The sequence below is a fragment of the Rhizobium sp. N621 genome (assembly GCF_001664325.1).
GTDB classification, from domain to species: Bacteria; Pseudomonadota; Alphaproteobacteria; order Rhizobiales; family Rhizobiaceae; genus Rhizobium; species Rhizobium esperanzae.
This window is the reverse complement of the sequence record NZ_CP013495.1, coordinates 241,307-267,651: the sequence shown is the minus strand read 5'-3', so window position 1 is coordinate 267,651 and position 26,345 is coordinate 241,307. Positions and strand designations below refer to the sequence as shown.

Annotated in this window: 22 protein-coding genes; 12 read left to right on the top strand and 10 right to left on the bottom strand. The window is 62.4% G+C overall.

The window, feature by feature from the left end; all coding sequences use genetic code 11:
- Positions 1 to 6: 6 nt before the first annotated feature.
- From AMK00_RS01285 to AMK00_RS01235, 11 genes are all read left to right on the top strand, one after another.
- Entirely contained in the window at positions 7 to 1,056 is a 1,050-nt protein-coding gene (locus AMK00_RS01285; RefSeq protein WP_064809284.1) for a glycoside hydrolase family 5 protein, read from the top strand.
- Positions 1,057 to 1,058: 2 nt separating this feature from the next.
- Entirely contained in the window at positions 1,059 to 2,339 is a 1,281-nt protein-coding gene (locus tag AMK00_RS01280; RefSeq protein WP_064809283.1) for a hypothetical protein, read from the top strand.
- A 52-nt stretch (positions 2,340 to 2,391) separates the two neighbouring features.
- Positions 2,392 to 3,408: an acyltransferase family protein gene (locus AMK00_RS01275; RefSeq protein ID WP_064809282.1), complete on the top strand. Its 1,017-nt coding sequence runs from the start codon at positions 2,392 to 2,394 to the stop codon at positions 3,406 to 3,408.
- Positions 3,409 to 3,716: 308 nt separating this feature from the next.
- Positions 3,717 to 4,601 carry a formyltetrahydrofolate deformylase gene (purU, locus tag AMK00_RS01270; protein ID WP_064800306.1) on the top strand — a complete coding sequence of 295 codons (885 nt, stop codon included), beginning with the start codon at positions 3,717 to 3,719 and terminating at the stop codon, positions 4,599 to 4,601.
- 119 nt (positions 4,602 to 4,720) lie between these two features.
- Positions 4,721 to 7,648, top strand: coding sequence for an aminotransferase (locus AMK00_RS01265; protein WP_064809281.1), 2,928 nt, complete (start codon positions 4,721 to 4,723; stop codon positions 7,646 to 7,648).
- Between the two features lie 521 nt (positions 7,649 to 8,169).
- Positions 8,170 to 8,364: a hypothetical protein gene (locus AMK00_RS01260; protein WP_003544544.1), complete on the top strand. Its 195-nt coding sequence runs from the start codon at positions 8,170 to 8,172 to the stop codon at positions 8,362 to 8,364.
- 126 nt (positions 8,365 to 8,490) lie between these two features.
- Positions 8,491 to 9,486 (top strand): P1 family peptidase, encoded by a 996-nt coding sequence (locus AMK00_RS01255; RefSeq protein WP_064809280.1) that lies wholly within the window; start codon positions 8,491 to 8,493, stop codon positions 9,484 to 9,486.
- Positions 9,487 to 9,596: 110 nt separating this feature from the next.
- The gene (locus tag AMK00_RS01250) at positions 9,597 to 11,126 is read left to right on the top strand and encodes an ABC transporter substrate-binding protein (RefSeq protein WP_189637620.1); all 1,530 of its coding nucleotides are present in this window, start codon (positions 9,597 to 9,599) and stop codon (positions 11,124 to 11,126) included.
- Positions 11,127 to 11,484: 358 nt separating this feature from the next.
- On the top strand, positions 11,485 to 12,432 hold the full coding sequence (locus tag AMK00_RS01245) for an ABC transporter permease (RefSeq protein ID WP_064809278.1): 948 nt from the start codon (positions 11,485 to 11,487) through the stop codon (positions 12,430 to 12,432).
- 3 nt (positions 12,433 to 12,435) lie between these two features.
- Positions 12,436 to 13,296 (top strand): ABC transporter permease, encoded by an 861-nt coding sequence (locus AMK00_RS01240; RefSeq protein ID WP_064809277.1) that lies wholly within the window; start codon positions 12,436 to 12,438, stop codon positions 13,294 to 13,296.
- A 23-nt stretch (positions 13,297 to 13,319) separates the two neighbouring features.
- Positions 13,320 to 14,711, top strand: coding sequence for an amidase (locus AMK00_RS01235; RefSeq protein WP_064811612.1), 1,392 nt, complete (start codon positions 13,320 to 13,322; stop codon positions 14,709 to 14,711).
- Here AMK00_RS01235 and AMK00_RS01230 read toward each other — a convergent pair.
- From AMK00_RS01230 to AMK00_RS01220, 3 genes are all read right to left on the bottom strand, one after another.
- Complete coding sequence (locus AMK00_RS01230; RefSeq protein ID WP_064809276.1) at positions 14,708 to 15,565, bottom strand: C40 family peptidase; 858 nt, start codon at positions 15,563 to 15,565, stop codon at positions 14,708 to 14,710. The two genes, AMK00_RS01235 and AMK00_RS01230, sit on opposite strands and share 4 nt — an antisense overlap.
- An 11-nt stretch (positions 15,566 to 15,576) precedes the next feature.
- Positions 15,577 to 15,927 (bottom strand): MarR family transcriptional regulator, encoded by a 351-nt coding sequence (locus AMK00_RS01225; RefSeq protein WP_011423607.1) that lies wholly within the window; start codon positions 15,925 to 15,927, stop codon positions 15,577 to 15,579.
- 171 nt (positions 15,928 to 16,098) lie between these two features.
- Positions 16,099 to 17,490 (bottom strand): leucyl aminopeptidase family protein, encoded by a 1,392-nt coding sequence (locus AMK00_RS01220; protein WP_064809275.1) that lies wholly within the window; start codon positions 17,488 to 17,490, stop codon positions 16,099 to 16,101.
- A 141-nt stretch (positions 17,491 to 17,631) separates the two neighbouring features.
- Here AMK00_RS01220 and AMK00_RS01215 point away from each other — a divergent pair, with 141 nt between their 5' ends.
- Positions 17,632 to 18,471 (top strand): tetratricopeptide repeat protein, encoded by an 840-nt coding sequence (locus AMK00_RS01215; RefSeq protein WP_064809274.1) that lies wholly within the window; start codon positions 17,632 to 17,634, stop codon positions 18,469 to 18,471.
- A 41-nt stretch (positions 18,472 to 18,512) separates the two neighbouring features.
- On the opposite strand, the gene AMK00_RS01210 is transcribed toward AMK00_RS01215, so the two are convergent.
- The 7 genes from AMK00_RS01210 to AMK00_RS01180 all read right to left on the bottom strand — a co-directional run bounded on the left by AMK00_RS01210 (position 18,513) and on the right by AMK00_RS01180 (position 26,338).
- Complete coding sequence (locus AMK00_RS01210; RefSeq protein WP_064811611.1) at positions 18,513 to 19,145, bottom strand: LysE family translocator; 633 nt, start codon at positions 19,143 to 19,145, stop codon at positions 18,513 to 18,515.
- Positions 19,146 to 19,272: 127 nt separating this feature from the next.
- A complete protein-coding gene (locus tag AMK00_RS01205; RefSeq protein ID WP_011423603.1) occupies positions 19,273 to 20,259 on the bottom strand; it encodes a type II secretion system F family protein in 987 nt (328 codons plus the stop codon).
- Positions 20,260 to 20,274: 15 nt separating this feature from the next.
- Positions 20,275 to 21,282, bottom strand: coding sequence for a type II secretion system F family protein (locus AMK00_RS01200; RefSeq protein WP_064809273.1), 1,008 nt, complete (start codon positions 21,280 to 21,282; stop codon positions 20,275 to 20,277).
- A gap of 4 nt (positions 21,283 to 21,286) precedes the next feature.
- Complete coding sequence (locus AMK00_RS01195; RefSeq protein WP_064800296.1) at positions 21,287 to 22,762, bottom strand: CpaF family protein; 1,476 nt, start codon at positions 22,760 to 22,762, stop codon at positions 21,287 to 21,289.
- A 32-nt stretch (positions 22,763 to 22,794) separates the two neighbouring features.
- A complete protein-coding gene (locus tag AMK00_RS01190) occupies positions 22,795 to 24,072 on the bottom strand; it encodes an AAA family ATPase (protein ID WP_064809272.1) in 1,278 nt (425 codons plus the stop codon).
- 14 nt (positions 24,073 to 24,086) lie between these two features.
- Positions 24,087 to 24,845, bottom strand: a complete 759-nt coding sequence (locus AMK00_RS01185) for a CpaD family pilus assembly protein (protein WP_064800294.1) — start codon at positions 24,843 to 24,845, stop codon at positions 24,087 to 24,089.
- Positions 24,842 to 26,338, bottom strand: a complete 1,497-nt coding sequence (locus AMK00_RS01180) for a type II and III secretion system protein family protein (RefSeq protein WP_064800293.1) — start codon at positions 26,336 to 26,338, stop codon at positions 24,842 to 24,844. Before AMK00_RS01180 ends, AMK00_RS01185 begins: the two co-directional genes overlap by 4 nt.
- Positions 26,339 to 26,345: the final 7 nt, after the last annotated feature.

Sequence of the window (26,345 nt, the reverse complement as noted above, 5' to 3'; positions counted from 1 at the left end):
ATAGCCATGAGGACGATACGACATCCGGTGGCGCTGCTGCTTGCGGCCGCCCTCATGGCGTCGCCGGTCTTTGCGGCCGGCGCGCCGTGTTATCGCGGCGTCAATCTTTCCGGCGGCGAATATAGCGAGCGCGGCGCCATCTACGGCACGAACTACATCTATCCGAGCGAGCAGACGATCCGCTATTTCGCCGAAAAGGGCATGACGATCATTCGGCTGCCCTTCCGCTGGGAGCGGCTGCAGCCGGCGCTCGGCGGGCGGCTGGACGAGGACGAATTCAAGCGGATCAAGGAAACGGTCGGCCTGATCCGAAAGCAGGGCATGGCCGTTCTGCTCGACCCGCATAATTTCGGCTATTACGATAAGGCGCAGGTCGGCACCGCGCCGGCGACGGACGCCGCATTCGCCGACTTCTGGGCAAGGCTCGCGGTCGAATTCGCTAATGAGGACGGCGTTCTCTTCGGCCTGATGAACGAGCCGCACGACGTCAAGGCGACGGACTGGCTCGATGCCGCCAACGCGGCGATCCGCGCCATCCGCGCCGTCGGCGCTCGCAACCTCATCCTCGTGCCGGGTACCGCCTGGAGCGGCGCTCACAGCTGGGAGGAGGATGTGATCGGCGGTGCCAACGGCACGGTGATGCTCGGCGTGCGCGATCCGCTCGATTTCTACGCTTACGAGGTCCACCAATATCTCGACGTCGATTCGTCGGGAACTCATGCCACCTGCGAAGGCGCCACCAGCGCGGTCGAGGCCATCGCCGGCGTCACCGCCTGGCTAAAGCGAAACCATAAACGCGGTTTTCTTGGCGAATTCGGCGGCTCCGCCGATAAGGACTGCATGAGCGGCCTGACCAAGATCTACGCCACCATGTCCGACAACAGCGATGTCTGGCTTGGCTGGTCCTATTGGGCGGCGGGCGAATGGTGGCCGGCGGACGAACCTTTCAACGTTCAGCCGGGCAAGGGCGCCGAGCGACCGCAGATGCGGCTTCTCGCCGCGTCGGTGAAAGCGGACGCCGGCGCCTGCACCGCTGTCAAGCCTGCGGGGAATTGACCTTGGCGACAGTCGATCAGAAGGCAGCGACTTTCACGGCAGCGGGCAGCCGCCTCGATGCGGCCGGGGGAACGTCGCGCATCGACCATCCGGTGCTCTGGCTCGGCCTGCTTTCGATGCTCTATAACGGCATTCTTGCCTTCATCAACCACAACATCATGCCGCTGTCGATGACGCATGTCGCCGCCAGCGAAGGCCTGATTCTGGCAGGCGCCATCATCTACATTCTCCATAAGGGGATCTACGAGACGGATCTGCCGGCCTTCCTGTTCCTGCTGTTCACGCTTGTCGTGACCGTCTATGTCAGCGTGCTCAACCGCATGCCGTTCGTCGATCATTTCCGCAACGTGCTGATCATCTTCTGCTTTACCGGCCTCGGCGGCTGGAGCAACGAGAGAACGATGAAGCTGGCCTTCCGCTGGGCAAGCCTCGTCGTGCTGATCTTCCTGATCTTCGAGATCATCAGCGTGCCTTTCTATGTCAGCATCGTGCATCCGTCCGATTATTTCGCCAATACGCGCGGGCTGCTGCCGCTAAGCTACAACAAGACGGGCCTTTTCCAGAATGCGCTCGGCTTTCCCGAGCGCTTTTCCTTCGGCATCATCGACCATCGCTCGTCGTCGATTTTCCTCGAACAGGTGTCGCTTGCCAATTTTTGCGGTGTGATCGCGATCTACCTGATTTCCATGTGGGAAAGATTGGGGTGCTGGGACCGGCTGCTCTTCATCAGCACGGCGGTGCTGATCCTGGTGACGAACGATACACGCACCATGCTGATCTTCTGTTTTGCCTGTATCGTCGGCTATTTCGTCTTTCCGAAGATCCCGCGGAATTTCAATCTGGCGCTGATGCCGCTGATCGTCGTCGCAGGTTTCGTCGTCTATACCCTCAAACCGAATGCGACCGGTGACAATTTCACCGGCCGCATCAATCTGACGATGAAGAAGATCATGGAGCTCGATCCTCTCGCCGTGCTCGGGCTTTCGGTCGACAGGGTCGCCGAGTTCGCCGACAGCGGCTATGTCTATCTGATCTACGCGGCGACGATCTTCGGCGTCGTCGCTCTCTGGCTGTTCGTCTGCCTCTTCCCCGCCGGCCGTACGGCGGCGCAGCGGCGATGCGCCCATTCACTTTCTCTTTTCATTTTTCTGAATATGATGATCGGAGGGACCGCCGTTTTCTCGATGAAGATTGCCGGCCTTTTGTGGTTCGTCGTCGGATATATGCGCTTCCACGACAGCCCGCGCATCCGACAGGGTCGTGCGGCAGATGTACTGAGTTGACCGCAGCGGCACGGTAAACGCGACCGCGCGAGCCCGAGGAGCAAGACATCAGATGCTTGTCCAGCTTCAATATCTGCGCGCGGTTGCGGCGCTGATGGTTGTTTATTTCCATGCGATATTGCAGCTTGCCAAGGTCAGTCCCGCCGTCGATGCCACGGCTTTTCTTTATGGCGAAACCGGCGTCGACATCTTCTTCGTCCTCAGCGGTTTCGTGATGTGGCTGACGACGAGCGGGCGCGCGATCAGCCCCATCGATTTCGCCCGCCGCCGCATCAGGAGGATCGTCCCGCTTTATTGGCTGGCAACATTGTTTTCGGCTGTCGTGGCGCTGGCGGCCCCGTCATTGTTGAAATCGACGGTGTTCGACCTTCCGCATCTCATCGCCTCGCTGCTCTTTCTGCCATGGGCCAATGCCGCCGATCCAAGCACGATCACCCCCGTCGTTGTGCCGGGCTGGACACTGAATTACGAGATGTTCTTCTATTTCATCTTTGCGCTGCTGCTGCCGCTCTCGGAAACCCGCCGGATTCCGGCGATGTTTGCCGTCTTTGCGGTGATCCTGATTGCCTGCCGGGTGCTGCCGGAAACGACGGCCACCCGGTTCTACGGCGAACCGATCATGCTGGAGTTCCTCGCCGGCGTCGTGCTCGGCTGGCTGTACGGGCAGAAGGTGCTTCTTCCGAACCGCTGGGCATGGGCGGCACTGGCCACGGGTTTTGTGTTCCTCTTCATCAACGAAGCGCTGATGCCGCCGGAGAGCCGGTTCTACGCCTGGGGAATTCCGGCGATCTTCATCATCTACGGAGCAGTTTCCATCGACTTTTCCCGGCTGCCCGTTCTGGGATGGCTGAACTATCTCGGCGACTGCTCCTACAGCATCTATATCACCCACGCTTTCACGCTCGCTTTCCTGAGGGTGGCTTCGGACCGCCTGCCGCTCGGCATCCTGCAGCAGCCGGTGCTCTTCGTGATCCTGTCGGTGGTGCTGTCGTCAATCGGCGGCGCAATCATTCATGAAATCACCACGCCGCGCCGGAAGGTCGCCGTGGCAAGCCGTCCGCCGGCCTAACCCTTCGGATCCACTTTCCGTCCTTCACATGCTTGGTTTCCCGCCTCCCGATGTCGCAAATTGCTCATCAGCTTTCAGCGACATGCTTTAATTTCATTCACTGAAGGCGAGAATACACATCCGTGCGGCGCTGGCGGCACAGCGTTTTGAGCAACTTCTTTTAAGCTGATCCGGCGATGAGAGAACTTGCAGGAACGTGATGGTTTATCTTGCAATTTGTCGCATAAATGAAAGTGCGCCGGCCTATTCGCGGCACGGGCTTTGATCTAAGCACGGGCTGCGGCCTCCAAGAGGGAAGAGGGAGAGACATGAAAAGCTATGTATTGACGGTATCCTGCAAATCGACGCGCGGCATCGTTGCGGCGATTTCGAGCTATCTGGCCGAGAAGGGCTGCAACATCATCGACAGCTCGCAGTTCGATGACCTCGATACCGGCAGGTTCTTCATGCGCGTCAGCTTCATTTCCGAGGAAGGACTTTCCGGTTCCGCGATCAGCGCCGATTTTGCTGCCGTCGCCGCGCCCTTCGAGATGGAGTACGAATTCCACGACAGCGAGAGTCGCATGAAGGTGCTCTTGATGGTGTCGCGCTTCGGCCATTGCCTCAACGACCTGCTCTACCGCTGGAAGATCGGCGCCCTGCCGATCGATATCGTCGGCGTCGTCTCCAACCATTTCGACTACCAGAAGGTCGTGGTCAATCACGACATCCCCTTCCACCACATCAAGGTGACGAAGGAGAACAAACCGCAGGCGGAAGCCCAGCTCGTCGATCTCGTCGAGCAGACCGGCACCGAACTGATCGTGCTCGCCCGCTACATGCAGGTTCTCTCCGACCAGCTCTGCAAGCAGATGTCGGGCAAGATCATCAACATCCACCACTCCTTCCTGCCGAGCTTCAAGGGCGCCAACCCTTACAAGCAGGCCTATCAGCGCGGCGTCAAGCTGATCGGCGCGACCGCCCATTACGTCACCGCCGACCTCGACGAAGGCCCGATCATCGAGCAGGACACCGCCCGCATCACCCATGCGCAGTCGCCCGACGACTATGTCTCGATCGGCCGCGACGTCGAAAGCCAGGTGCTGGCGCGCGCCATCCACGCTCATATCCATCACCGCACCTTCATCAACGGCAACCGCACCGTCGTCTTCCCGGCCAGCCCCGGAAGCTACGCCTCCGAACGCATGGGGTGAGCCGGCCGAGGCCGCGCATCTCTTTTGCTGGCAGACAACAATCTCCCGTTGCCTGCCAGCGGCAAGTATTTGATTATCGCGCTTAAGGGGTAATCGAATCATGCTGCGGGAGGGGTGTCATGACCGACGAGGCGCTTGTGGATCGCATGACGCTGCCGCGTCCCGACGTCACCGTTGCTGACGCGGAAGAAATCCTTCTTGCCCATTACAGCCTGACCGGCACGCTCGCCGAACTCGGCAGCCAGCAGGATCGGAACTACCGCGTCGACAGCGATCGCGGTCGATACGTCCTGAAGATCTGCCATGCCGCCTACGAGGTCCGCGAGCTCGAAGCGCAGAATGCCGCGCTCAATCATCTCAAGAGCCGAGAGGATGCGCCACGCGTTCCGAAGGTGATCGCCACGAATGACGGCCGGGAAATTGTCGTCCTTACCGTGCGCGGGCGGGGCTATCAGGTCCGGCTGCTGGAATATCTGGAAGGCCAGGGACTGACGGAGATGAGATATCTGGCGCCGGCGTCCGTCGCAGCGCTTGGCGCGCTCTGCGCGAGGCTGGCGCAGGCGCTTGCCGATTTCGACCATCCGGGCCTCGACCGCAGCCTGCAGTGGGATTTGCGACGCGCCGGCCCTGTCGCCGTACAGCTGCTGTCCGCCATCACCGACAGCGCTGCCCGTGACCGGATCGCCAAAACTATGGTGATGGCAGTTCGCCGCATCCAGCCCCTGGCGCCGTCGCTTCGGCTCCAGGCCGTCCATCACGACGTCACCGGCGACAATGTCGTCGGCCATCGCGACGCCCATGGCCACACGATCCCCGATGGCGTGATCGATTTCGGCGACATCATCCGCGGCTGGCTGGTCGGCGACCTTGCCGTTACCTGCGCTTCGCTGCTGCATCAGGCGAATGGCGATCCCTTTCATATCCTGCCCGCCGTCACCGCCTATCAGGCGATCTATCCCCTGAGCGACGACGAGCTGAAGGCGCTCTGGCCGTTGATCGTCGCGCGCGCGGTCATCCTCGTCGCCAGCAGCGAACAGCAGATGTCGATCGATCCTGATAACGATTACGTCCGCAGCAATCTCGACCGCGAGCGGGCGATCTTCGATACGGTGATGTCGGTTCCGTTCGAACTCATGGAAGCCGCGATCCTCAAGGCGGCCGGCGCAGATGTCGCCGCCCCGTCGGCATCAGCATGGCTGCCCTTGCTGCCAGATATCGATCCCGCCACGATCGCCTATGTCGACCTTGGCGTACGAAGTGCGCATTTTTCCGCCGGCAACTGGCTGGACGCCGATATGGACTGGCGGCTGCTTGCCCGGGCTGCAACCGAAAGCGGCACGGCAGCGACGCGCTATGGTGAATATCGGCTTTCCCGCACTGCGCTCGGAAACGACGCGGGACAGGCGACCTTCGCCCTCCATGTCGACATCTGCCTTGCCGCAGGAAGCGCGGTCGCGGCACCCTTTGCTGGCCGCATCGGCTGGAAGGACCAGCATCTGACACTGACGGATGACAGCATGACCCTGCATCTCGATGGACTCAACCCTTTGGTCGAGGATGGCGTCGTGCTTGCCGCCGGCGATCCGCTCGGTTCGGTTTTCGGTGAAGCGTCGTCGCTCGGCGGCCTGCGCCTCCAGCTCTGCAGCGTCGCAGGCCTCGAACCACCGCTCTTTGCCATGCCGCGCAAGGCGCCGGCCTGGTCGGTGCTCTGCCCTTCGCCTTCATCCCTTCTCAGCCCGGGCGCGGATGCGCCGCGACCGGCGACCATTGAACTGCTCGTCAGGCGGCAGGCCCATCTCGCCAGCGCCCAGAAGAACTATTATGCCGCGCCGCCGCAGATCGAGCGCGGCTGGAAGGAGCACCTGTTCGATGTCGAGGGCCGCGCCTATCTCGACATGGTCAACAATGTCACGATCCTCGGCCACGGCCATCCCAGGATGGCGGCGGCAATCAGCGCCCAATGGCTGCGGCTCAATACGAATTCACGCTTCCACTATGCGGCGATTACGGAATTTTCCGAACGGCTCGCGGCGCTCGCGCCTGATGGCCTCGACGCCGTCTTCCTCGTCAACAGCGGCTCTGAGGCGAACGATCTGGCGATTCGGTTGGCGCGGGCCCATAGCGGCGCCCGCAACATGCTCTGCCTGCTCGAAGCCTATCATGGCTGGTCGGCGGCCAGCGACGCCGTCTCCACTTCGATCGCCGACAATCCGCTGGCGCTGAGCACCCGACCGGATTGGGTGCATGCGGCCGTTTCGCCGAATACCTATCGCGGCGCGTTTCGCGGACCCGACACAGCGGCGAGCTATCTGGCCGCCGTCAAGCCGATGCTCGAGACGATCGACGCCGGCGGCCAGGGCCTTGCCGGCTTCATCTGCGAATCGGTCTACGGCAATGCCGGCGGCATTCCATTGCCGGAAGGGTATCTGAAGGAGATCTATGCCGAGGTGCGCGCCCGCAGCGGGCTCTGCATCGCCGACGAGGTGCAGGTCGGTTACGGCAGGCTCGGCCATTATTTCTGGGGCTTCGAACAGCAGGGGGTCGTGCCCGATATCATCACCATCGCCAAAGGCATGGGCAATGGCCATCCGCTCGGCGCCGTCATCACCAGACGGGAGATTGCGCAGTCGCTGGGGAAAGAAGGGCCTTTCTTCTCCTCCACCGGCGGCAGCCCAGTCAGCTGCGTCGCCGGCATGACGGTGCTCGATATCATGGCCGAGGAGAAGCTGCAGGAAAATGCCCGAACGGTCGGCGACCATCTGAAGGCGCGACTTGCCGCGCTGATCGACCGGCACCCGATCGCCGGCGCCGTCCACGGCATGGGTCTCTATCTCGGCCTGGAGTTCGTCCGCGACAGAACGACGCTGGAGCCGGCGACGGAAGAGACGGCGGCGATCTGCGATCGGCTTCTCGACCTCGGTATCATTATGCAGCCGACAGGCGATCACCAAAATGTGCTGAAGATCAAGCCGCCGCTCTGCCTCAGCATCGAAAGCGCGGATTTCTTCGCAGACATGCTGGAAAAGGTGCTCCAGGAAGGCTGGTGATCCATGCTTTCGGGCGTTAAACAAATCGATCATTTCGAGGCATCTCGATTTTTACCGACGAGGCCCATTGTCGGAATCAGACAGACTTCCTATTTCTGCTGCGGCGATCGAAAGAGTGTCGATTCTGTCATGCGAATTTTACGAAGAGCTGATATGTTTCCTTCTGTAAGTTCGGGCCAGGATGGAATGAATTTTTTCGGATCGTCGATATTTTGACACGTTTCGGAATATGTTTCCGACAGGCTGTCGGGTAATTTCTACTAAGTTAGTAGATATTGCAGACAGCCATCACCGCCCCCGGGCTCTTCCGGGACCATCGAGCGCAACGCCAACGAAAGGAACGAGACATGATAGACATCGAAATTCTCGCCACTCTCCTTGGGCGATCTGTGCTTGGCAATGACCGTCCGGGCGCCCTCTCCCGCCCGAACTGTCGAATGTGACGTTCGTCCTCCTTTCAACGGTACCAGACAAGTCAATTCGCCATGGCTGCGCATGCCCGCGCGGCAGGAGTTCTATCTATGAAGAAGCAAGTTATCGAATATGCTGGCGTTCCCGTCGGCATCGTTATCCCCGACGAAGACCGGCTGAAGTTCATCGCCGTGAAATTCCATGTCCACGACCTCGATGAGCAGCGGTTCGGTTCGCCCGACGAGGTGCGGCTGGCCATCCACGACCTGATGACCCGCCGTCATCCGAAGCCGCTTCATGCCTGACGGCATGCGGCCGCTAGCGACTTTCGCGGCTTTTCTGATGTGACCGGCCTGCCAAAAGGGCCGGTCTTGTTTTTTGTGGGCAATTGCAGTCCTATCAGGCCGGATCAGCGCCACCAGGATCAGCCCTTGCCCGATCTTCTCAATCTGCTCACCGATATCGAAGGCGTTTCCGTCGGCCATGCGACCAACCTCGCGCTGGGATCCGGCGTCACGGTCATCGTCTTCGATGAGCCGGCGGTCGCATCCGGCACGGTGCTCGGCGGCGCGCCGGGCGGACGCGACACCGGTCTGCTCGACCCGTCGATGACTGTCAGTGCCGTCGATGCCTTCGTGCTCTCGGGCGGCTCGGCCTTCGGGCTCGATGCAGCCGGCGGCGTGCAGGCCGGCTTGCGCGAAGCCGGCCGCGGCTTTGCCGTGGGTACGGTGCGAATACCGATCGTGCCGCAAGCGATCCTGATGGACTTGCTGAACGGCGGCGACAAGGATTGGGGCCTTCACTCCCCCTATCGTGAGATGGGTTATGCGGCATTGAAGTCCGCGACGAAGGGGGTATTTGCGCTCGGCACCGCCGGCGCCGGCACCGGGGCGACGACGGCAACCTTCAAGGGCGGGCTCGGCTCGGCCAGTGCCGTCAGCAGCGCCGGTCATCGCATCGCTGCGATCGTCGCCGTCAATGCGCTCGGTTCGGCAACGATCGGCGACGGGCCGCATTTCTGGGCGGCACCCTTCGAGAAAGATGGCGAATTCGGCGGGCTCGGCATGCCTGCGACGACCGATCACCGGATGCGGCTCAAGGGGATGACCACGCCGGCAACGACGATCGGCGCGGTCGTCACCGACGCGCAGCTGACGAAGGCGGAAGCGCATCGGCTTTCACTTGCCGGTCATGACGGCCTTGCCCGGGCGCTGCTGCCGGCCCATCTGCCGCTCGACGGCGATACCGTCTTTGCCGCTTCGACGGCCAAACATTCAAGAAACGACATGGCAAGCCTGATGGAGCTTTGCCACCTCGCCACTATCGTCATGGCGCGGGCGATCGCGCGCGGCGTCTATATGGCAAGCGCCCTTCCGGCCGGAGGCGGACAAATAGCATGGCAAGACCGCTATGCTGAACGCCATTGATTGAATAGGGTCGCAACCTGATAGAATGGCGGAGACACGTGAATGCAGATCCTGGCGCTGATGTATTTTCGACGAGCTGGTGAGAACCAAATCATGTGCCGGGGGATATGATGAACAAAGTTTCGTTTGCGTCTTCGGCGCGCTTCATCAAGCGGCTTTCCCTCGTTGCTGCGTTATCGGCCGGTCTCGTAGTGACGGCAATGACACCGGCGGAAGCGGCCAAGACTACCCTCAATCTCGGCATGAGCGTCGAACCAACGGGCCTCGACCCGACGATCGCCGCACCGGTCGCGATCGGCCAGGTCACCTGGCAGAATGTATTCGAGGGGCTGGTGGCGATCGATCAGACCGGCAAGGTCCAGCCGCAGCTGGCGAAGAGCTGGGAGATTTCGGCCGATGGCCTGATCTATACCTTCAAGCTGCGGACCGGCGTGAAATTTCATGACGGCGAAGCCTTCGATGCCGCCGCCGCCAAATTTGCGCTCGACCGCGCCCGCGGGACGGATTCGGTCAATCCGCAGAAGCGCTTCTTCGCCTCGATCGCCTCGATCCAGGCGCCGGACGCCGAAACGCTGGTGCTGCATCTCTCGGCGCCGACCGGCAGCCTGATCTACTGGCTGGGCTGGCCGGCATCTGTCATCGTCGCCCCGAAGACGGCCGACAACGACAAGGTCATGCCGATCGGCACCGGTCCCTTCAAGTTCGTCAGCTGGACGAAGGGCGACAAGGTCGAACTCATCAGGAATGGCGACTACTGGAACAAGGATGCGTCTGCCAAGCTCGAGAAGGTGACCTTCCGTTTCATTCCCGATCCGCAGGCGCAGGCGGCCGCGCTGAAATCGGGCGATCTCGATGCCTTTCCGGAATTTGCCGCGCCCGAGCTGATGAGTTCCTTCGACGGCGATGCCAGGCTCATCACCAAGGTCGGCAATACCGAACTCAAGGTCATCGCCGGCATGAACAATGCCAAGAAGCCCTTCGACGACAAGCGCGTCCGCCAGGCGCTGATGATGGCGATCGACCGGCAGACGGTGATCGACGGCGCATGGTCCGGCCTCGGCACGCCGATCGGCAGCCATTACACGCCGAACGATCCGGGCTACCAGGACATGACCGGCGTCCTGCCCTATGATGTCGAAAAGGCGAAGGCGCTGCTGGCCGAAGCCGGCTATCCCAACGGCTTCACCTTCACGATCAAATCGCCGCAGATGGCCTATGCGCCGCGCAGCGCCCAGGTGATGCAGGCAATGTTTGCCGAAATCGGCGTGACGATGAAGATCGAGCCGACCGAATTTCCGGCGAAATGGGTCCAGGACGTCATGAAGGATCGCAACTTCGACATGACGATCGTCGCTCATGCCGAACCGCTCGACATCGACATCTACGCACGCGATCCCTATTATTTCAACTACAGGAACCCGGCCTTCGATGCGCTGATGAAGAAGGTCCAGGAGACCGCCGATCCTGCCGCACAAAATGCGGTTTACAGCGAGGCGCAGAAGATTCTCGCCGAGGACGTGCCGGCGCTCTACCTCTTCGTCATGCCGAAACTCGGCGTCTGGGACAGGAAGCTGAAGGGGCTGTGGGAGAACGAGCCGATTCCGTCGAATGTGCTGTCGGGGGTTTATTGGGAGGAGTGAGTGGCGGGCCTGGTGGGGACGCGAAAAAGAGGATGGCCTTGGACAGATCCGAGATGTATTTGGCCGATAGAGCGCGCAGCCCTTTCCCTGGCTCGCTAAGTCCGTTCAGCCGGGACCGACATGGTTTGATTTCGCTGGATGGCACTCCTGGCGTCAGCGCCTTCGATGACTCCTTCCACCCACCCCTCCTTCCGTCATGCTCGGCCTTGAGCCGAGCGTCCACACGGCATCCACCAGCAGCCGCGACATGGATCCTCGGCTCAAGGCCGAGGATGACGGAGACTGGGGTTGACCTTCTCGCCAAACTCAACGTCAGCCCATGGGAGAGCCGCCGTGCCACCTCGGCAGCGCAGCCCACATGATCGCCCTCCTCGCCCGCCGCTTCGCCGGTCTCCTCGTCACCCTCGTGATCGTCTCACTGCTGATATTCACCGTCATGGATCTCCTGCCCGGCGATCCAGCCTCGATCATGCTCGGCACCTCGGCAAGTCCGGAGACGCTGGCGGCACTGCGCCACGAGCTCGGTCTCGACCAGCCGCTCCTCCTGCGCTACGGGCAATGGCTGGCCGGCGTGGTGTCGGGCAATCTCGGCCAATCCTATACCTATGGCGTTCCCGTTGCGGGACTGATCGTCGAGCGGCTGGCGGTGACGCTGCCGCTGGCGCTGATGGCAATCGTGCTGTCGGTGGCGATTGCGCTGCCGCTCGGTGTGCTGGCCGCTTCGCGCCGCGGCGGTGTCTTCGCTGTCATCGCAACGCTGTTTTCGCAAATCAGCATCGCCGTGCCCGCCTTCTGGGTGGCGCTGCTCTTGATCATCCTTTTTTCGACGATGCTCGGACTGATGCCGGCCGGCGGCTTTCCGGGGTGGGGCGCCGGTCTTCTGCCGGCGTTGCAGGCGCTTGTCATGCCGGCCGTCGCGCTGGCGCTGCCGCAGGCGGGGGTGTTGACGCGCGTCGCACGTTCGGCGGTGCTCGAAACGATGCATGAGGATTTTGCCCGGACCGCCGTCGCCAAAGGACTGTCACGCAGTGCGGTGCTGTGGCGGCATGTCGTGCCGAATGCGCTGATCCCGATTCTGACGATGATCGGGCTGCAGTTCACCTTTCTTGTCGCCGGCGCGGTGCTGGTGGAAAACGTCTTCTACCTGCCGGGTCTCGGGAGGCTCGCCCTTCAGGCACTCTCCCAGCGCGACGTCATCGTGATGCAGGACGTCGTGCTGTTCTTCGCGGGCTTGGTCATCGTGGTGAATTTCATCGTCGATCTCTCCTATCTGGCGATCGATCCCAGGATGAGGAAGGCGGCCTGAAGCATGACTTCCGTCATTTCCGCCACCATCATCAGTCGCCGGGCTTTAAAACTTAGCCGGCGAATTAACTTGATATCCGGAGCGGTGATCATTGGCCTGCTGCTCGCCGTTGCGCTGCTGTCGCTCGTCTGGACACCCTTGCCGCCGGCGAAGATGCAGATCATCCATAAACTGCAGCCGCCGCTCGCCTTCGGCCTGCTTGGCACGGATCAGTTCGGCCGCGACGTGGCCTCGATGCTGATGGCGGGATGCTGGAACTCCCTGTCGGTCGCCATCACCGCGGTTGCGATCGGCGGGACGCTTGGCTCGATATCAGGCATCTCCGCCGCGGCGATCCGGGGTCCAGCCGAAGCGCTGCTGATGCGCATCTGCGACGTCATCTTCGCCTTGCCGCCGATCCTGTCGGCCATGGTGCTCGGCGCCTTTCTTGGGCCGGGGCGGTTCACCGCAATCACAGCGATCGCCGTCTTCATGATTCCGGTCTTTGCCCGGGTAACGCTGGCAACCTCGCTGCAGGCCTGGAGCCGCGATTATGTGACGGCGGCGCGCGCGATCGGCAATACGCGCCTGACCATTTCGCTGCGCCATGTGCTGCCGAACATCATTGGCCAGATCATCGTGCATGGGACCATCCAGCTCGGACTGGCGATCCTGACCGAGGCCGGCCTCAGCTTTCTCGGGCTCGGCATGGCGCCGCCGGCGCCGACATGGGGCCGGATGCTTGCGGATGCGCAAACCTATCTGGCGCTGGCCCCCTGGCTGGCGGTCCTGCCCGGCCTTGCCATCGCGCTCACCGTCCTTGGCTTCAACATGCTCGGCGACGGCTTGCGCGATCGTCTCGATCCACGTGAAGCGAGCCGCTGATGTCCTTCCGAAACAAAGCTCCGATGGCCGAAACCGACCTTACCATCCGTGAACTCAGGCGACGCTTCGCCGATAAGAGCCTCTCGCCGCTCGAATACTGGCTCTTCCTCGAAGACCATATCGCCGCCTGGGAGCCGTCGATCTCCGCACTCTACCTCTACGACCCGGAGGCGGCGCGCGTGCAGGCGAAAGCTTCGACGGAGCGCTGGGCGAAGGGACAAACGCTCGGCACGCTCGACGGCATCCCGGTCACGCTGAAAGAACTGATCGCGACGAAGGGCCAGCCGGTGCCGCTCGGCACCAGGGCGGTGGAACCAAAGCCGGCGGAGGCCGACGCGCCGGCTGCCGCGCGGCTGCGCGAGGACGGCGCGGTGATCTTCGCCAAGACCACCTGTCCCGACTACGGCATGCTTTCCTCCGGCCTGTCGAGCTTTCATCCTCTCAGCCGCAATCCCTGGAACATCGCGCAGAATCCCGGCGGATCGAGCGCCGGCGCCGCGGCCGCGGCGGCGGCCGGTTACGGGCCGCTGCACATCGGCACGGATATCGGCGGTTCGGTGCGGCTTCCTGCCGGCTGGACCGGCATCTTCGGCTTCAAGCCGAGCCATGGGCGCATTCCGGCCGATCCCTATTATGTCGGGCGCTGTCTCGGCCCGATGACGCGCACCGTCGAGGACGCCGCTTTTTCCATGGCGACGCTGTCGCGACCCGACTGGCGCGACGGCACCAGCCTGCCGCCCAACGATTTCGACTGGATGGATTTCGCTGTCGACATGTCAGGCATGAAGATCGGCCTGATGCTCGATGCCGGCTGCGGGTTTGCTGTCGATGATGAGATCAGGGTCGCGGTCGAATCGGCGGCGAAACGTTTCGAGAAAGCCGGCGTGACCATCGTCTCCGTTCAACCGGTGCTGACGCGCGCGATGCTTGACGGGCTCGACACGTTCTGGCGCGCCCGTCTGTGGAGCGATATCGCAGGGCTTAACGAAGAGCGGCGCGACAGCATCCTGCCCTATATCCGGGATTGGGCGAGGGTCGGCGCCGATATTAGCGGCGTCGATGCCGTCAGAGGCTTCAATCAGACGATCGAAATGCGCAGGAGCTGCGGACGGCTGTTCACCACAGTCGACGCCCTGCTTTCGCCGACCAATCCCATCATCTCCTATCCGGCCGAATGGGCATCGCCGACCAACGATCCGACGAGGCCGTTCGAACATATCGCCTTCACCGTAGCGTGGAACATGTCGGAACAGCCGGCCGCCTCGATCAATTGCGGCTTCTCACGGTCGGGCATGCCAATCGGGCTGCAGATCGTCGGACCGCGTTTCGACGACATGCGGGTGCTCAGACTGTCGAAAGCTTTCGAGGATTGGACCGGCGGCGTGAGCGTCTGGCCGCAGCGGCCGATTACTTAGCTAAATGGGCGGCGATAGCCGGTCGGCCGTTGGTATAGCGAGCCGATGCGCTCGACGGCCGCCTCGAAATTCTCACGCGCCACCGTCATGCTATGGCCGTTGGCGTGGAGAATGGTTTGGGGGTCCTCGAAAATGGCGACATGGCCCTTCCAGAACACCAGGTCGCCGCGGCGGATCTCCGAGCGGTCGATCGGCTCGCCGAGTCCGGCCGCCTGCATGTCGGCATCACGCGGCGCCTGTCTGCCGGTCATCAGCATCGCCAGCTGGACGAGGCCGGAGCAATCGATGCCAAGGCCGGATCGGCCGCCCCAGAGATAGGGTGTCTCGAGGAAACGGGCGGCGATACCGACATAATCGGCACCCTCGAGAGCGCCGATCGGCTGCACGTGCCTGGCGAAGATCGCCGTGCCGTCCGTCAGCACGACGTAGTGATTGCCGCGCACCTCCGCCTCGCCGGCGACGTGAACGCGGCTTCCCATCGACAGGATGGCCCGGTGCGGCTTGCGCAGCTCCGGCTCCGGATAGAGGAAGGTGCGCTGGACGGTGACGATGTGGGTCGGCGCCGGCCCGATTTGCGAGAGCGCCTCCGCCTTGAGATAGCCGACATAGCCGTCGGAGACAGCTTTCACCCAGCACCAGCCGTCGGCTCGATCGAAAACGCTCACATCCTCGCCGAGGAGCAGTTCCGTATCGATGCCGCGGGCAAGGTCCGGCTCAGGGCGCAGGGCGGCGACGGGAAGGGCAACACGCGCTGCGGCGCCTTCCACAAATCGCGACGCCTCCACCTTGCCCTCGAGCCCCGCTTCCGCGAGATCCGGCCGATAGGCATGCAGGCGGCGGTCGAGCATCGTCATTTATCTTCCTTTCAAATCGGCAGCCGGCGGCCCTGATCCCGCACAAGATCGCCGAGCTTTTCCAGATAAAGCGCACCGCCGACGGTGCGTTTGATGATCACATTGCGGCGGTCGGCATCGTCGCGCACGCGATCAACCAGGCCCATCTCACCCATCGTATCCAAGGCGCGGGTAATGACAGGCTTGGTGACGTTGAGCGTGGCGGCAAGCCCGCGCACCGTGTGGGGCGGCGGCACGAGATAAATATGCAGCAGGATCGCCATCTGGCGCAATGTCAAATCGCGGTCGTCATGACGAACCTGATCGAGCGCCACGCCATGCCAAAGCCCCAGCGCCTGCGAGGCGGTCAGTTCGATCGGCACGGCCCCTCCGGAAATCGTTACGCTAGCGTTTCATTTTCCGGCAGTTGTCGTAGACATGCAAGAGGCGGCGGGAACTGCCGCCCGGCAGGGTGAATAAAATTTTAACGATTGCCCGCGAGGCGCAGTGCGTAACAGAGTCATGCAATGCGCCTGAGCATTATCCAGGCGGCGTCAACGCAGGCTGGTGCGAATATGATGGAAGAGCGCGCGGATCGCCTGTGCCTCGCCGCCGCCCGGCGAATGCGGGCGTTCGGACGGAGCCCAGCCGTAAATGTCGAAATGCGCCCAGCTCTTGGTCTTGCTGACGAAGCGCTTGAGGAAAAGGGCGGCGGTGATCGACCCCGCCATGCCACCGGCCGGGGCATTGGTCAGGTCGGCGAATTTGGCGCGGATATCCCTTTCGTAGCCGGCATAGAGAGGCAGGCGCCAGATCGGATCGTCCGTCTCCAGGCTTGCTTCGGTCAGATCATGGGCCAGATTGGCATCATCGGTGAAGAAGGGCGGAAGATCCGGACCGAGGGCAACGCGGGCAGCCCCTGTCAGCGTCGCCATGTCGATCAAAAGGTCGGGCTCTTCCTCGTCGGCATAGGCAAGCGCATCGGCCAGGATCAAACGGCCTTCGGCGTCGGTATTGTCGATCTGGACGGTCAGGCCCTTTCGGCTGCGGTAGATGTCGCCGGGGCGGAAGGCATTAGCGGAGATGGCGTTTTCGACCACCGGGACGATGACGCGCAGATCGACCTTCAGCTTGGCGTCCATGATCATCAGGGCGAGCCCCATGACATTCGCCGCGCCGCCCATGTCCTTCTTCATCAGCAGCATCGAGGCGGCAGGCTTGATATCGAGACCGCCGGTATCGAAGCAGACACCCTTGCCGACGAGCGTCACCTTGCGATGACCCTTCTTGCCCCAGCGCAGTTCGAGAAGGCGCGGCGCGTCAACGCTGGCGCGGCCGACGGTATGGACCAGCGGGAAATTCTGCGTAAGCAGTTCATCGCCCGTGATGACCGATAGTTCCGCCTTATAGTGCCCGGCCAGGGCGCGGAAGGCGGCCTCGAGCTGGTCCGGCCCCATATCGTTCGTCGGCGTATTGATGAGGTCGCGGGCAAGAAAGACGCCGGCGAGCTGGCGCTTGATGTCGGCGCCGTCGGCATCGCGGGGAATCATCAAGGTCGCTGCCGGCGACTTTTCCGATTTGTAGCGATCGAAACGGTAGCTGCCGAGCCCGAAGCCGAGGGCGAGGCGATTCGCCGTCAGCGGCGCGGTCTCGATGTGCCAGTCGCCGGCGGGCAGCGCACGGGCCAGCCTGCCGGTGATGTAGGGCTGTTCCGACGGGTTGGTGCCGAGGCCGAAAAGCGCGCCGCCGAGATGGCCGCCGGCCGTCGGGATCAGCAAGAGCGAGCCGCTTTCGGCCTTGTAGCCCGCCTTGCGCGCCCAATCGAGCGCAATCGGATCGATCGTGCCGGTCTCGATGTGGGCAGGCGTGACGGCAAAGATCGGCAGCGTCGAGCCGCCCTTCGTGTTGAAAGGAGTCGGTCTTTCGATGAACTGATAGGGGGCCATGATTGTCCTTCGGCGGTCGCCAGGAATCGTTCCTTAACGGTCTGTTAGGGTTAACAGACTATTGCTGGAGCGAAGATTGCGTCAAACCTTTCCCTGTTCCGCTTCTAGGTCAGGCGCCGATTTCGGAATCAGGAACGCAACATGCCTGCCTCGCGCATCACCATATCCATGAACCATATCCTGCGCGGCGCAGCAGCTTCGCTGATCATCCTCGCGCTTGCCGGCTGCTCGACGACGGCCAAGGACCGGATGACGACAGGCTCGGTGCCGAAGCTTACCAAGCCGGTCGAAGAGATGGATGCGACCGAGCTGCGCTCGGCGACGGACCGGATCGGCCAGGCCTATGAAAAGAATCCACGCGATCCCGTCAACGGCGTCAACTATGCCAACCTGCTGCGCATGAGCGGCCGCGACGCGCAGGCGCTCGCCGTCATGCAGCAGGTGGCAATCGCCAATCCGGGCGACCGCAATGTGCTGGCGGCTTACGGCAAGGCGCAGGCGGCGGCCGGGCAGTTCCAGCAGGCGCTCGACACGATCGGCCGCGCCCAGACACCCGATCGTCCCGACTGGAGGCTGATCTCGGCCGAAGGCGCAATCCTCGACCAGATGGGCCGGGCAAGCGAGGCCCGGCAGCGCTACCGCGACGCGCTCGACATTCAGCCGAACGAACCTTCCATCCTTTCCAATCTCGGCATGTCCTATGTGCTGACCGGCGATCTGCGCACGGCCGAAACCTACCTGCGCTCCGCCGCCGGCCAGCCGACCGCCGACAGCCGCGTCCGGCAGAATCTTGCCCTCGTCGTCGGCCTGCAAGGGCGTTTTGCGGAAGCGGAACAGATCGCGCGGCGGGAGCTTTCGCCGCAGCAGGCCGATGCCAATGTCGCCTATCTCAGGGGCATGCTCTCGCAGCAGAATTCCTGGCAGAAGCTCGCTGCCAAGGACAAGCCGCCGGGCGCAGCCGATGGCAGCAACACCAACTGATCTCGTCATTTTGCCGGATGACCAGGCCTTCTCCGCCTGTTCTACCTGACGCTGAGGCCCGAGAGAATGAGCCGCAGACCAAGGCCGCCCATCACCGCACTGGCGGCCCTGTCGATCCAGCCCTTGGCATGGAGATAGAGCCGCCGCGGGTGGCGGGCCGAAAAGGCGAGCGCCACAATCGAATACCACCCCGCCTCCACCGCGAAAACGCCGACCGGCAGCGCCACGAGGAGATCGAGCGGCACCGTTCTCGGCAGAAGCGCCGCAAAGAGACTGGCGTAGACGATGATCGTCTTCGGGTTGCTGAGCTGCGTCAGCAATGCGGTGATGAAGCTGCGCATGGGCGCACGATAGCCATTGACGGCATCGGAAAGCTCGATCGGCTTTGCGGCGCCTCGCCAGATATTGACGGCGATGTAGAGGAGATAAGCCCCGCCCGCTACCTTGAGCAGCACATAGAGCCATTCGAATTGCGACAGCAATGCCGTCAGACCGGCGAGCGCCAGGCCGGCGAAAACGACGCCGCCGGCGCCCATGCCGAATGCGGCCGCAAGTCCATCCAGCCGCGAACGCGAGATGGCGATCCTGGAGACGACGACGAAGCTCGGGCCGGGACTCATCGCGCCGACGACCAAGGCTGCCATGATGCTGATGAAAATGCCTGCGGAAGACATCGAAACCTCTCTTTCGGGATCGGATTGCGCTGGAAAAAGCAGCGGCCACTTCCGTGCTCCCGACAGCCCCATCCCGTTTACCAGCTATGCCAGCGCCGGTCACGCGGGTCGAAGGCCCCCCTGCGGTTCAGAACCTATCCGCCACCTGGATGCCGGCCGGGCCGAGGATGACGGCGATCAGCACCGGCAGGAAGAACAGGATCATCGGCACCGTCAGTTTCGGCGGCAGGGCGGCCGCCTTCTTTTCCGCTTCGTTCATCCGCTCGTCGCGTCCTTCCTGAGCCAGAACGCGCAGGGCCTGTGCAACGGGCGTGCCGTAGCGGTCCGCCTGGATCAGCGCCTGGGTCACCGAACGCACCAGCTCGAGCTGCGTGCGTGCGGCGAGATTATCGAGCGCCACACGGCGATCCGGCAGGAAGGAGAGTTCGGCGGTGGTTAACACCATCTCCTCGGCAAGCGGCGGCGACTGCTCGCCGAGTTCCTCCGACACGCGACGCATCGCCGCCTCCATCGAGACGCCGGATTCGACGCAGATCAGCATCAGGTCCAGCGCATCCGGCCAGGCGCGCTTGATCGAGTGCTGACGCTTGCTCATGCGGTTGGAGATATAGATATTCGGCGCATAAAAGCCGAGATAGGCGATGCCGATGACGGCGAGCATGCGCATGGGCATGCCGCGATCAGCAAGGCCGCCGAGACCGAAGACCCAGAAGGCGGCGAGCGCGAGGAAGAGAAATGGCAGCAGGAAGCGCGCGACGAGAAAGGTATTCAGCGCGTTTTCCGAGCGAAAACCGGCGGCGCGCAGCTTGTTGACCGTGTTTTCGTCGACGAGCGCCTTACGCAGGTTGAAGCGTTCGACGATCTGGCGGACCGAGCGGTTGTTCTGATTCCTGAGCGAAGTCTTGCCGGCACCCGGTTCCGTGTTCATGCGGGCGCGTTCGCGGGCGCGGATCTGCTCGCGCTCGGTCGAGACCGCTTTCATGCGCTTGTTGAGATCGCCGCGCTCGAAGAAGGGGATGGCGATCGTGTAAAAAGTCGCGAAGACGGCGATCGCGACGAAGACAGCGATCAGCATGCTCGGATTGGTCAGCGTTGCGGCAAGATCCTGCGACACGGTGCTTCTCTCCCGCTAGATGTCGAAATTGACCATGTTGCGCATGACGAGGATGCCGATCGACATCCAGACCGCCGAGGCGCCCATGATGAAATGGCCGCGCGGATCGGTGAAAAGGACGATCATGTAGTTCGGCGACGTGAGGTAAACGAGGGTCGCGACGATAAAGGGCAGAGCGCCGATGATGACGGCGGACGCCTTGGCTTCCATCGACAGCGCCGAGACCTTGGCCTTCATCTTCCTGCGCTCGCGCAGCACCTTTGACAGGTTGCCGATCGCTTCGGAGAGATTGCCGCCAGCCTGTGACTGGATAGCGATGACAATCGCGAAGAAGTTAACTTCCTGGAGCGGCATATGGAGCGTCATGCGGGCGCAGGCGTCGGGAATGCTGAGGCCAACCTGCTGAGCTTCGATCACGCGGCGGAACTCGCTCTTCACCGGCTCAGTGCCCTCAGTGGCGATGAGGCGGATCGCATCGTTGAGCGGCAATCCCGATTTGATCGAACGGGTGATGACATCGAGCGCATTGGGGAATTCGTTGAGGAACTTATTCTGGCGGCGCTTGATCAGGAAACCAATGACCCAACGCGGCAGACCGAGTCCGGCCACGAAAGCGATGCCGATCATGACCAGCAACGAAGCGCCGATGATAAAAGCCATGAACAGCAGCACCGAAGCGAAAATGGCGCTGAAGAGATAGAACTGCGTCAGCGTGACCGTCAGGCCGGCCTGCACCAGCCGCGATTTCATCGACAGGGTCTTCTTGGTCTTTTCGTTCTGGCGCTTTTCCAGATCCTTCAGATTGTCCTGCACCGATTTGCGCCGCTTCGACATCTCCTGCACCCGGTCGCGGGCAGCCTTGACCTTGGCGCGGTCGACCTCGGCCGATTTGACACGGTTGATGCGACTTGCCGATTTCTTGTCGGCCTCGATCCGGGAAAACAACAGGGCATAGGCGACCGCCGCGGCGGAGACAGCGGCGAGGATGACGATTGCCAGGACTACCGGATCGAATCCGAACATCACCCTATTCCTTCGATTTCGCTTCCATCGCGTCGAGGGCGCCGGCCAGGCGCTTTTCCTCGTTGAAGTAACGAGCCCGATCCCAGAAATGCGGTTTGCCGACGCCGGTCGACATGTGCCGGCCGATCAGTCGGCCGCCCGCATCCTCGCCATCGATCTCGTAGCGCATCAGATCCTGGGTGATGATGACGTCGCCTTCCATGCCGATCACCTCGGTAATCTGGGTAATGCGGCGCGAACCGTCGCGCAGGCGCGCCGCCTGGATAATGACGTCGACGGAGGTAGAGATGATCTCTCGGACCGTCTTTGCCGGTAGCGAGAAGCCGCCCATGGCGATCATCGATTCGATGCGGCTCAGGCATTCGCGCGGCGTGTTGGCGTGGATCGTGCCCATCGAGCCGTCGTGACCGGTGTTCATCGCCTGCAAGAGGTCGAAGACTTCAGGTCCGCGCACTTCGCCGACGATGATGCGTTCGGGACGCATGCGCAGGCAGTTCTTGACGAGATCGCGCATGGTGATCTCGCCCTCGCCTTCGATATTCGGCGGGCGCGTTTCGAGACGCACGACATGCGGCTGCTGCAGCTGCAGTTCGGCCGTGTCCTCGCAGGTGATGACGCGCTCGTCCCGGTCGATATAGTTGGTGAGGCAGTTCAGCAGGGTCGTTTTACCCGAACCCGTGCCGCCCGAGATGATGACGTTGCAGCGCACGCGCCCGATGATCTGCAGCACGGTCGCGCCTTCCGGCGTGATCGCGCCGAAACGGACGAGCTGATCGAGCGTCAGCTTGTCCTTCTTGAACTTGCGGATGGTGAGCGCCGGCCCGTCGATCGACAGCGGCGGCGCGATGACGTTAACGCGCGAGCCATCGGGCAGGCGCGCGTCGCAGATCGGGCTCGATTCATCGACGCGGCGGCCGACCTGGCTGACAATGCGCTGGCAGATGGAGAGAAGCTGCGCATTGTCGCGGAAGCGGATTTCCGATTCGATCGTCTTGCCGCCGACTTCGATGAAGGTCTGGCCGGCCCCGTTGACCATGATGTCGGCGATGTCGTCGCGCGCCAGCAACGGCTCCAGCGGACCGTAGCCCAGAACGTCGTTGCAGATATCCTCGAGCAGTTCCTCCTGCTCGGAGATCGACATCGCGAAGTTCTTGATGGTGATGATGTCGTTGACGATGTCGCGGATTTCCTCGCGCGCGCTTTCGCCATCGAGCTTGGAGAGCTGCGAGAGATCGATCGTGTCGATCAGCGCGGAAAAGACCTGCTGTTTGGTGTCGTAATATTCGTCGGTGCGAACCGGTCGCTTGCGCTGCGGCGCCTGCATCGGCGGCGGCGTCACCTGCTGGCGCGAGGATTCGCGCTGGGGTTCGACGAGGACGGCAGGAGAAGAGGCCACGGCGGCGGCGGCCGGGGCCGGCGGCGGAGGAGCAATCGCGCCTCCGGCCTTTCCGAAACCTTCGTTTCCGCGTTTTCCAAACATGCCGCTTAATCCGATCTCTTCATTCTGGTGATCTATTTCCGCTTCAGGAGGCCGAGCAGGCCGCCCTTCTTCGCCTTCTTGATGGCGACCCGGCCGGTGACGATGTGCGATATCTGCGAAAAGGTTTCGGCCGTCGGCGACTTCGGATCGACTTCCGAGATCATCCGGCCGCTGTTGGCGGCGTTGCCGAAGAGGTTGATGTCAAAGGGAATGATCGCGATCGGATCGGCCTCCAGCGGCTCGCAGAAATCCGACGGCGATATCTCCGGACGTTTCGGCATGCCGACCTGATTGAGGATCAGATGCGGCGGCTTGTCATTCGGCCGCATCTTGCGCAGCGCGTCCAGCATATTTTTGGTGTTGCGCAGGTTGGCAAGGTCGGGAACTGCGGTGATGACCACTTCGTCGACACTCGCCAGAACCGAGCGCGTCCATTCCGACCACGCGTGCGGAACGTCGAGCACGGTGACGGGCGCGCTGCGCTGCAGGACGTCGAGCACCGGCTGGAAAGCCTGGCCATGGAAATCATAGGCGCGGTCGAGCAGCGAGGGTGCGGCAAGCAGGGAAAGGTGCTCGGAGCATTTCGTCAGCAGGCGGTCGAGAAAGACCTCGTCGAGCCGATCAGGCGCAAAGACCGCTTCGGCGATGCCTTGCGCCGGATCCTGGTCGAAGTCGATATTCGCCGTGCCATAGGGCAGGTCGAGATCGGCGAGTATAGTCTCGGTGGAGAAAAGATTGGAAATGCCGAAAGCGCAATTATGCGCGATGGTCGAGGCGCCGGTACCGCCTTTCGAGCCGATGAAGGCGATGCTGCGGCCGAGCGGCTCGGCTTCCGGATCAACGAAGATCGAGGCCATTGCCGTCAGAATGTCGGGCATGGCGACCGGCTGAACCATATATTCGGAAATGCCGTTGCGGATGAGTTCGCGATAGAGCCCGATATCATTGTAGTAGCCGACGATCACGACCTTAGTGGTCGGGTCGCAGACGGCGGCGAGCGGCGCAAGTTCGCCGAGCAGGCTTCCGGAATTGGCTTTGGTCTCGAGGATGATCAGGTTCGGCGTCGGCGCGGCGGCGAACATATTGGCGGCAGCGGCTATGCCGCCGCTGGTGATGCGCATGCTTACCTTCGCCATGCGCCGATCATTGGCGCAGCGTTCCATGACATGCTGCAGGGCCTCGCTCTCGCAGAAGGCGTGAACGGAGATGCGCGGCAACGGCCGCATAGCTTCCAAATCCGCCATCCGCACCGCCTCTTCGGCGTGGTGAAGTTCGCTGGGGTTGCTGATTTCGTATTCGATCGCGCTCATCGTCCGGTTCCGCCTCAGAAGCTGCTGTCGCTGCCGGCGACATCCTCGATCGTCGTTGTCGTCGTCCGGTATTCCTGGATGGCGTTGTTGCGCCGCTGTGCATCGATCGGGGTCATGCCGCGAGGCGCCACCAGGTCCTCCGGATTGGCGATCTGGGCGGCGAGGTTGTTCTGCGAGGCGCAGCCAAAATTATAATAGTTCTGATTGGCGAGATCGTTCGAGATATCCTTCGGCCACTGGCCGCATTGCGTGGTGATCGCGGTCGTACCGGTAAAGCTCAACCGGATCGGCGCCGCATCGCCGGCACCGGCAGCGGCATAGGAGGTATTGATGATTTTCGAGCTCGCGATCCCTCTTGTCGTCAGTTCGGCACGCACCTGATTGCGCAGCAGATAGGCGGCCGCGGAATTGGGCGAACCTTCCGGCGACAGGACGTAAACCGGGCCCGACGCGCGTGAAATGTAATTGGCAGCAAAGCCGCGGATGAGGTCGCGCTGGGCGATGGTCAGGCGGCGGTCGGTCGAGGCGACGGGTATATCCACCGTCTGCTCGGCCTCGGTGACGATGATCGGATGGCGGGCGCGGTAGTCGTCGGGAATCCCGCCTGTCGTCAGCTGGTCATGCGGACCGGCACATCCGGAGAGGATCGCCACCGACATGACCGCCGTGGTAAAAAGCGCCCTGGAGTAACCGAGCTGGTGTGTCGTCGCATTGATGTGGGCCATCGCCTGATCTCTGTTTTGTGCCATTGCTGCCGATCGTGCCCCGCTCATTTGTAGATGAACCCGATCGAGCCGTGGAACTGCGCGTCGGCGACGGGTGCCTCGCGGCGGCCATAGACCTTGTTCACACGGTTGAGGAAGAAGGTTGCGCCGTCATTCTCAGGGCTGAAATTGTCATCCGGCCGGTTGAGCTGATTGCGCGCCACCGGACGCACCAGGTAGGGTGTGGCGATGATGACAAGCTCGGTTTCCTGACGTTCGAAGCCCTTCTGGCGGAACAGCGTGCCGAGCAGCGGGATCTTCGAGACGCCGGGCGTGCCGCCCATCGTCTGGGAAACATTGTCGCGGATCAGGCCGGCCAGCGCGATCGAGCCGCCGGAGGGGAGTTCCACCGAGGTCTCCGCCGAGCGGCGCTGATAGGTGGCGTTGCCGCTGCCGGCCACCGGCTCGGAGACGTTGGTCTTGATCTCCAGGCTGATGCGTCCAGACGACAGCACCACCGGTTTAAAGGCAAGGTTGATACCGTAGTTGAAGGGAACGACGGTGACGTTGCCGTCATTGTCGGTCGTCGAATAGAGTTGCTGGCCGCCGGAATTGAAGGTTGCCGCCTGGCCTGATATCGCCGTCAATGTCGGCTCGGCCAGGGTCCTGACCACCTTGGCCTGCTCCAGCGCGTTGAGATAAGTCGAAATGTCATATTTGCCGATCGAGCTCTTGAAGAGAGCCGCCAGGCCGCCGCCGACGGTGGCTGTGGCGCTGTCAGCGCTCGGAGCACCAAGCTGAGCAACCGTCATGCCGGAAGAATTGGAGACGAGATTGTCGAAGCCGAGTTGCTTCAGGACCTCGCGGCGAACCTCGGCGATCGTCACCTTGAGGGTGACCTGGTCCTCGCCCTGGATCTGCAGGAGGTTGACGACCTGCGACGTCTGGCGGCCTTCGGCAAAGAGCGCCACCGAGCTGTCGCCGCCGGTGCCGGATGCCGTCTCGGTTCTCGTCGTCGCTTCGCCGCCCTTCAGGAAGACCTGCGCTAGATCGGCCGCCTGGGTGGCATCCTGCGGGGTGCGAACGGTGCCGGTCAGCACGATATTGTCGGAGACGATTTCGACTTTGATGTTAGAGTCGGGAATGAAACGGCGGAGATTGGTTTCAAGACCGGAGACATCGCGCTCGATCTCGATGTCGAGATTGACGACCTCCTGCCCGCCGGCGCCGAAGACAAAGATATTCGTCTGGCCGACCTTCTTGCCGAATAGGTAGATGCGCCGCGAAGTGCGGGTCACGGCATCGGCCATTGTCGGGTCGGAGACGAGGATATCATGGGCATCCTCCGGCAGATCGACGACGACGGCCTTGTTCAGCCCGAGCTTCAGCCGGCGATGGGCGTCGGGGCCAGTTTGCGAGATGCGGACAAGGCTTTCCGCGGCACGCGCCTCACTGACAACGAGAAGCGGTCCGAAAGAGGCCGGTGCCATGCCGGTCGCGCCGACTGCCAGCGAGAGGCAGCCTGTCAGGAGAAGCTTGGCGCGCCGTGTTGAATTACCCATTTGCACG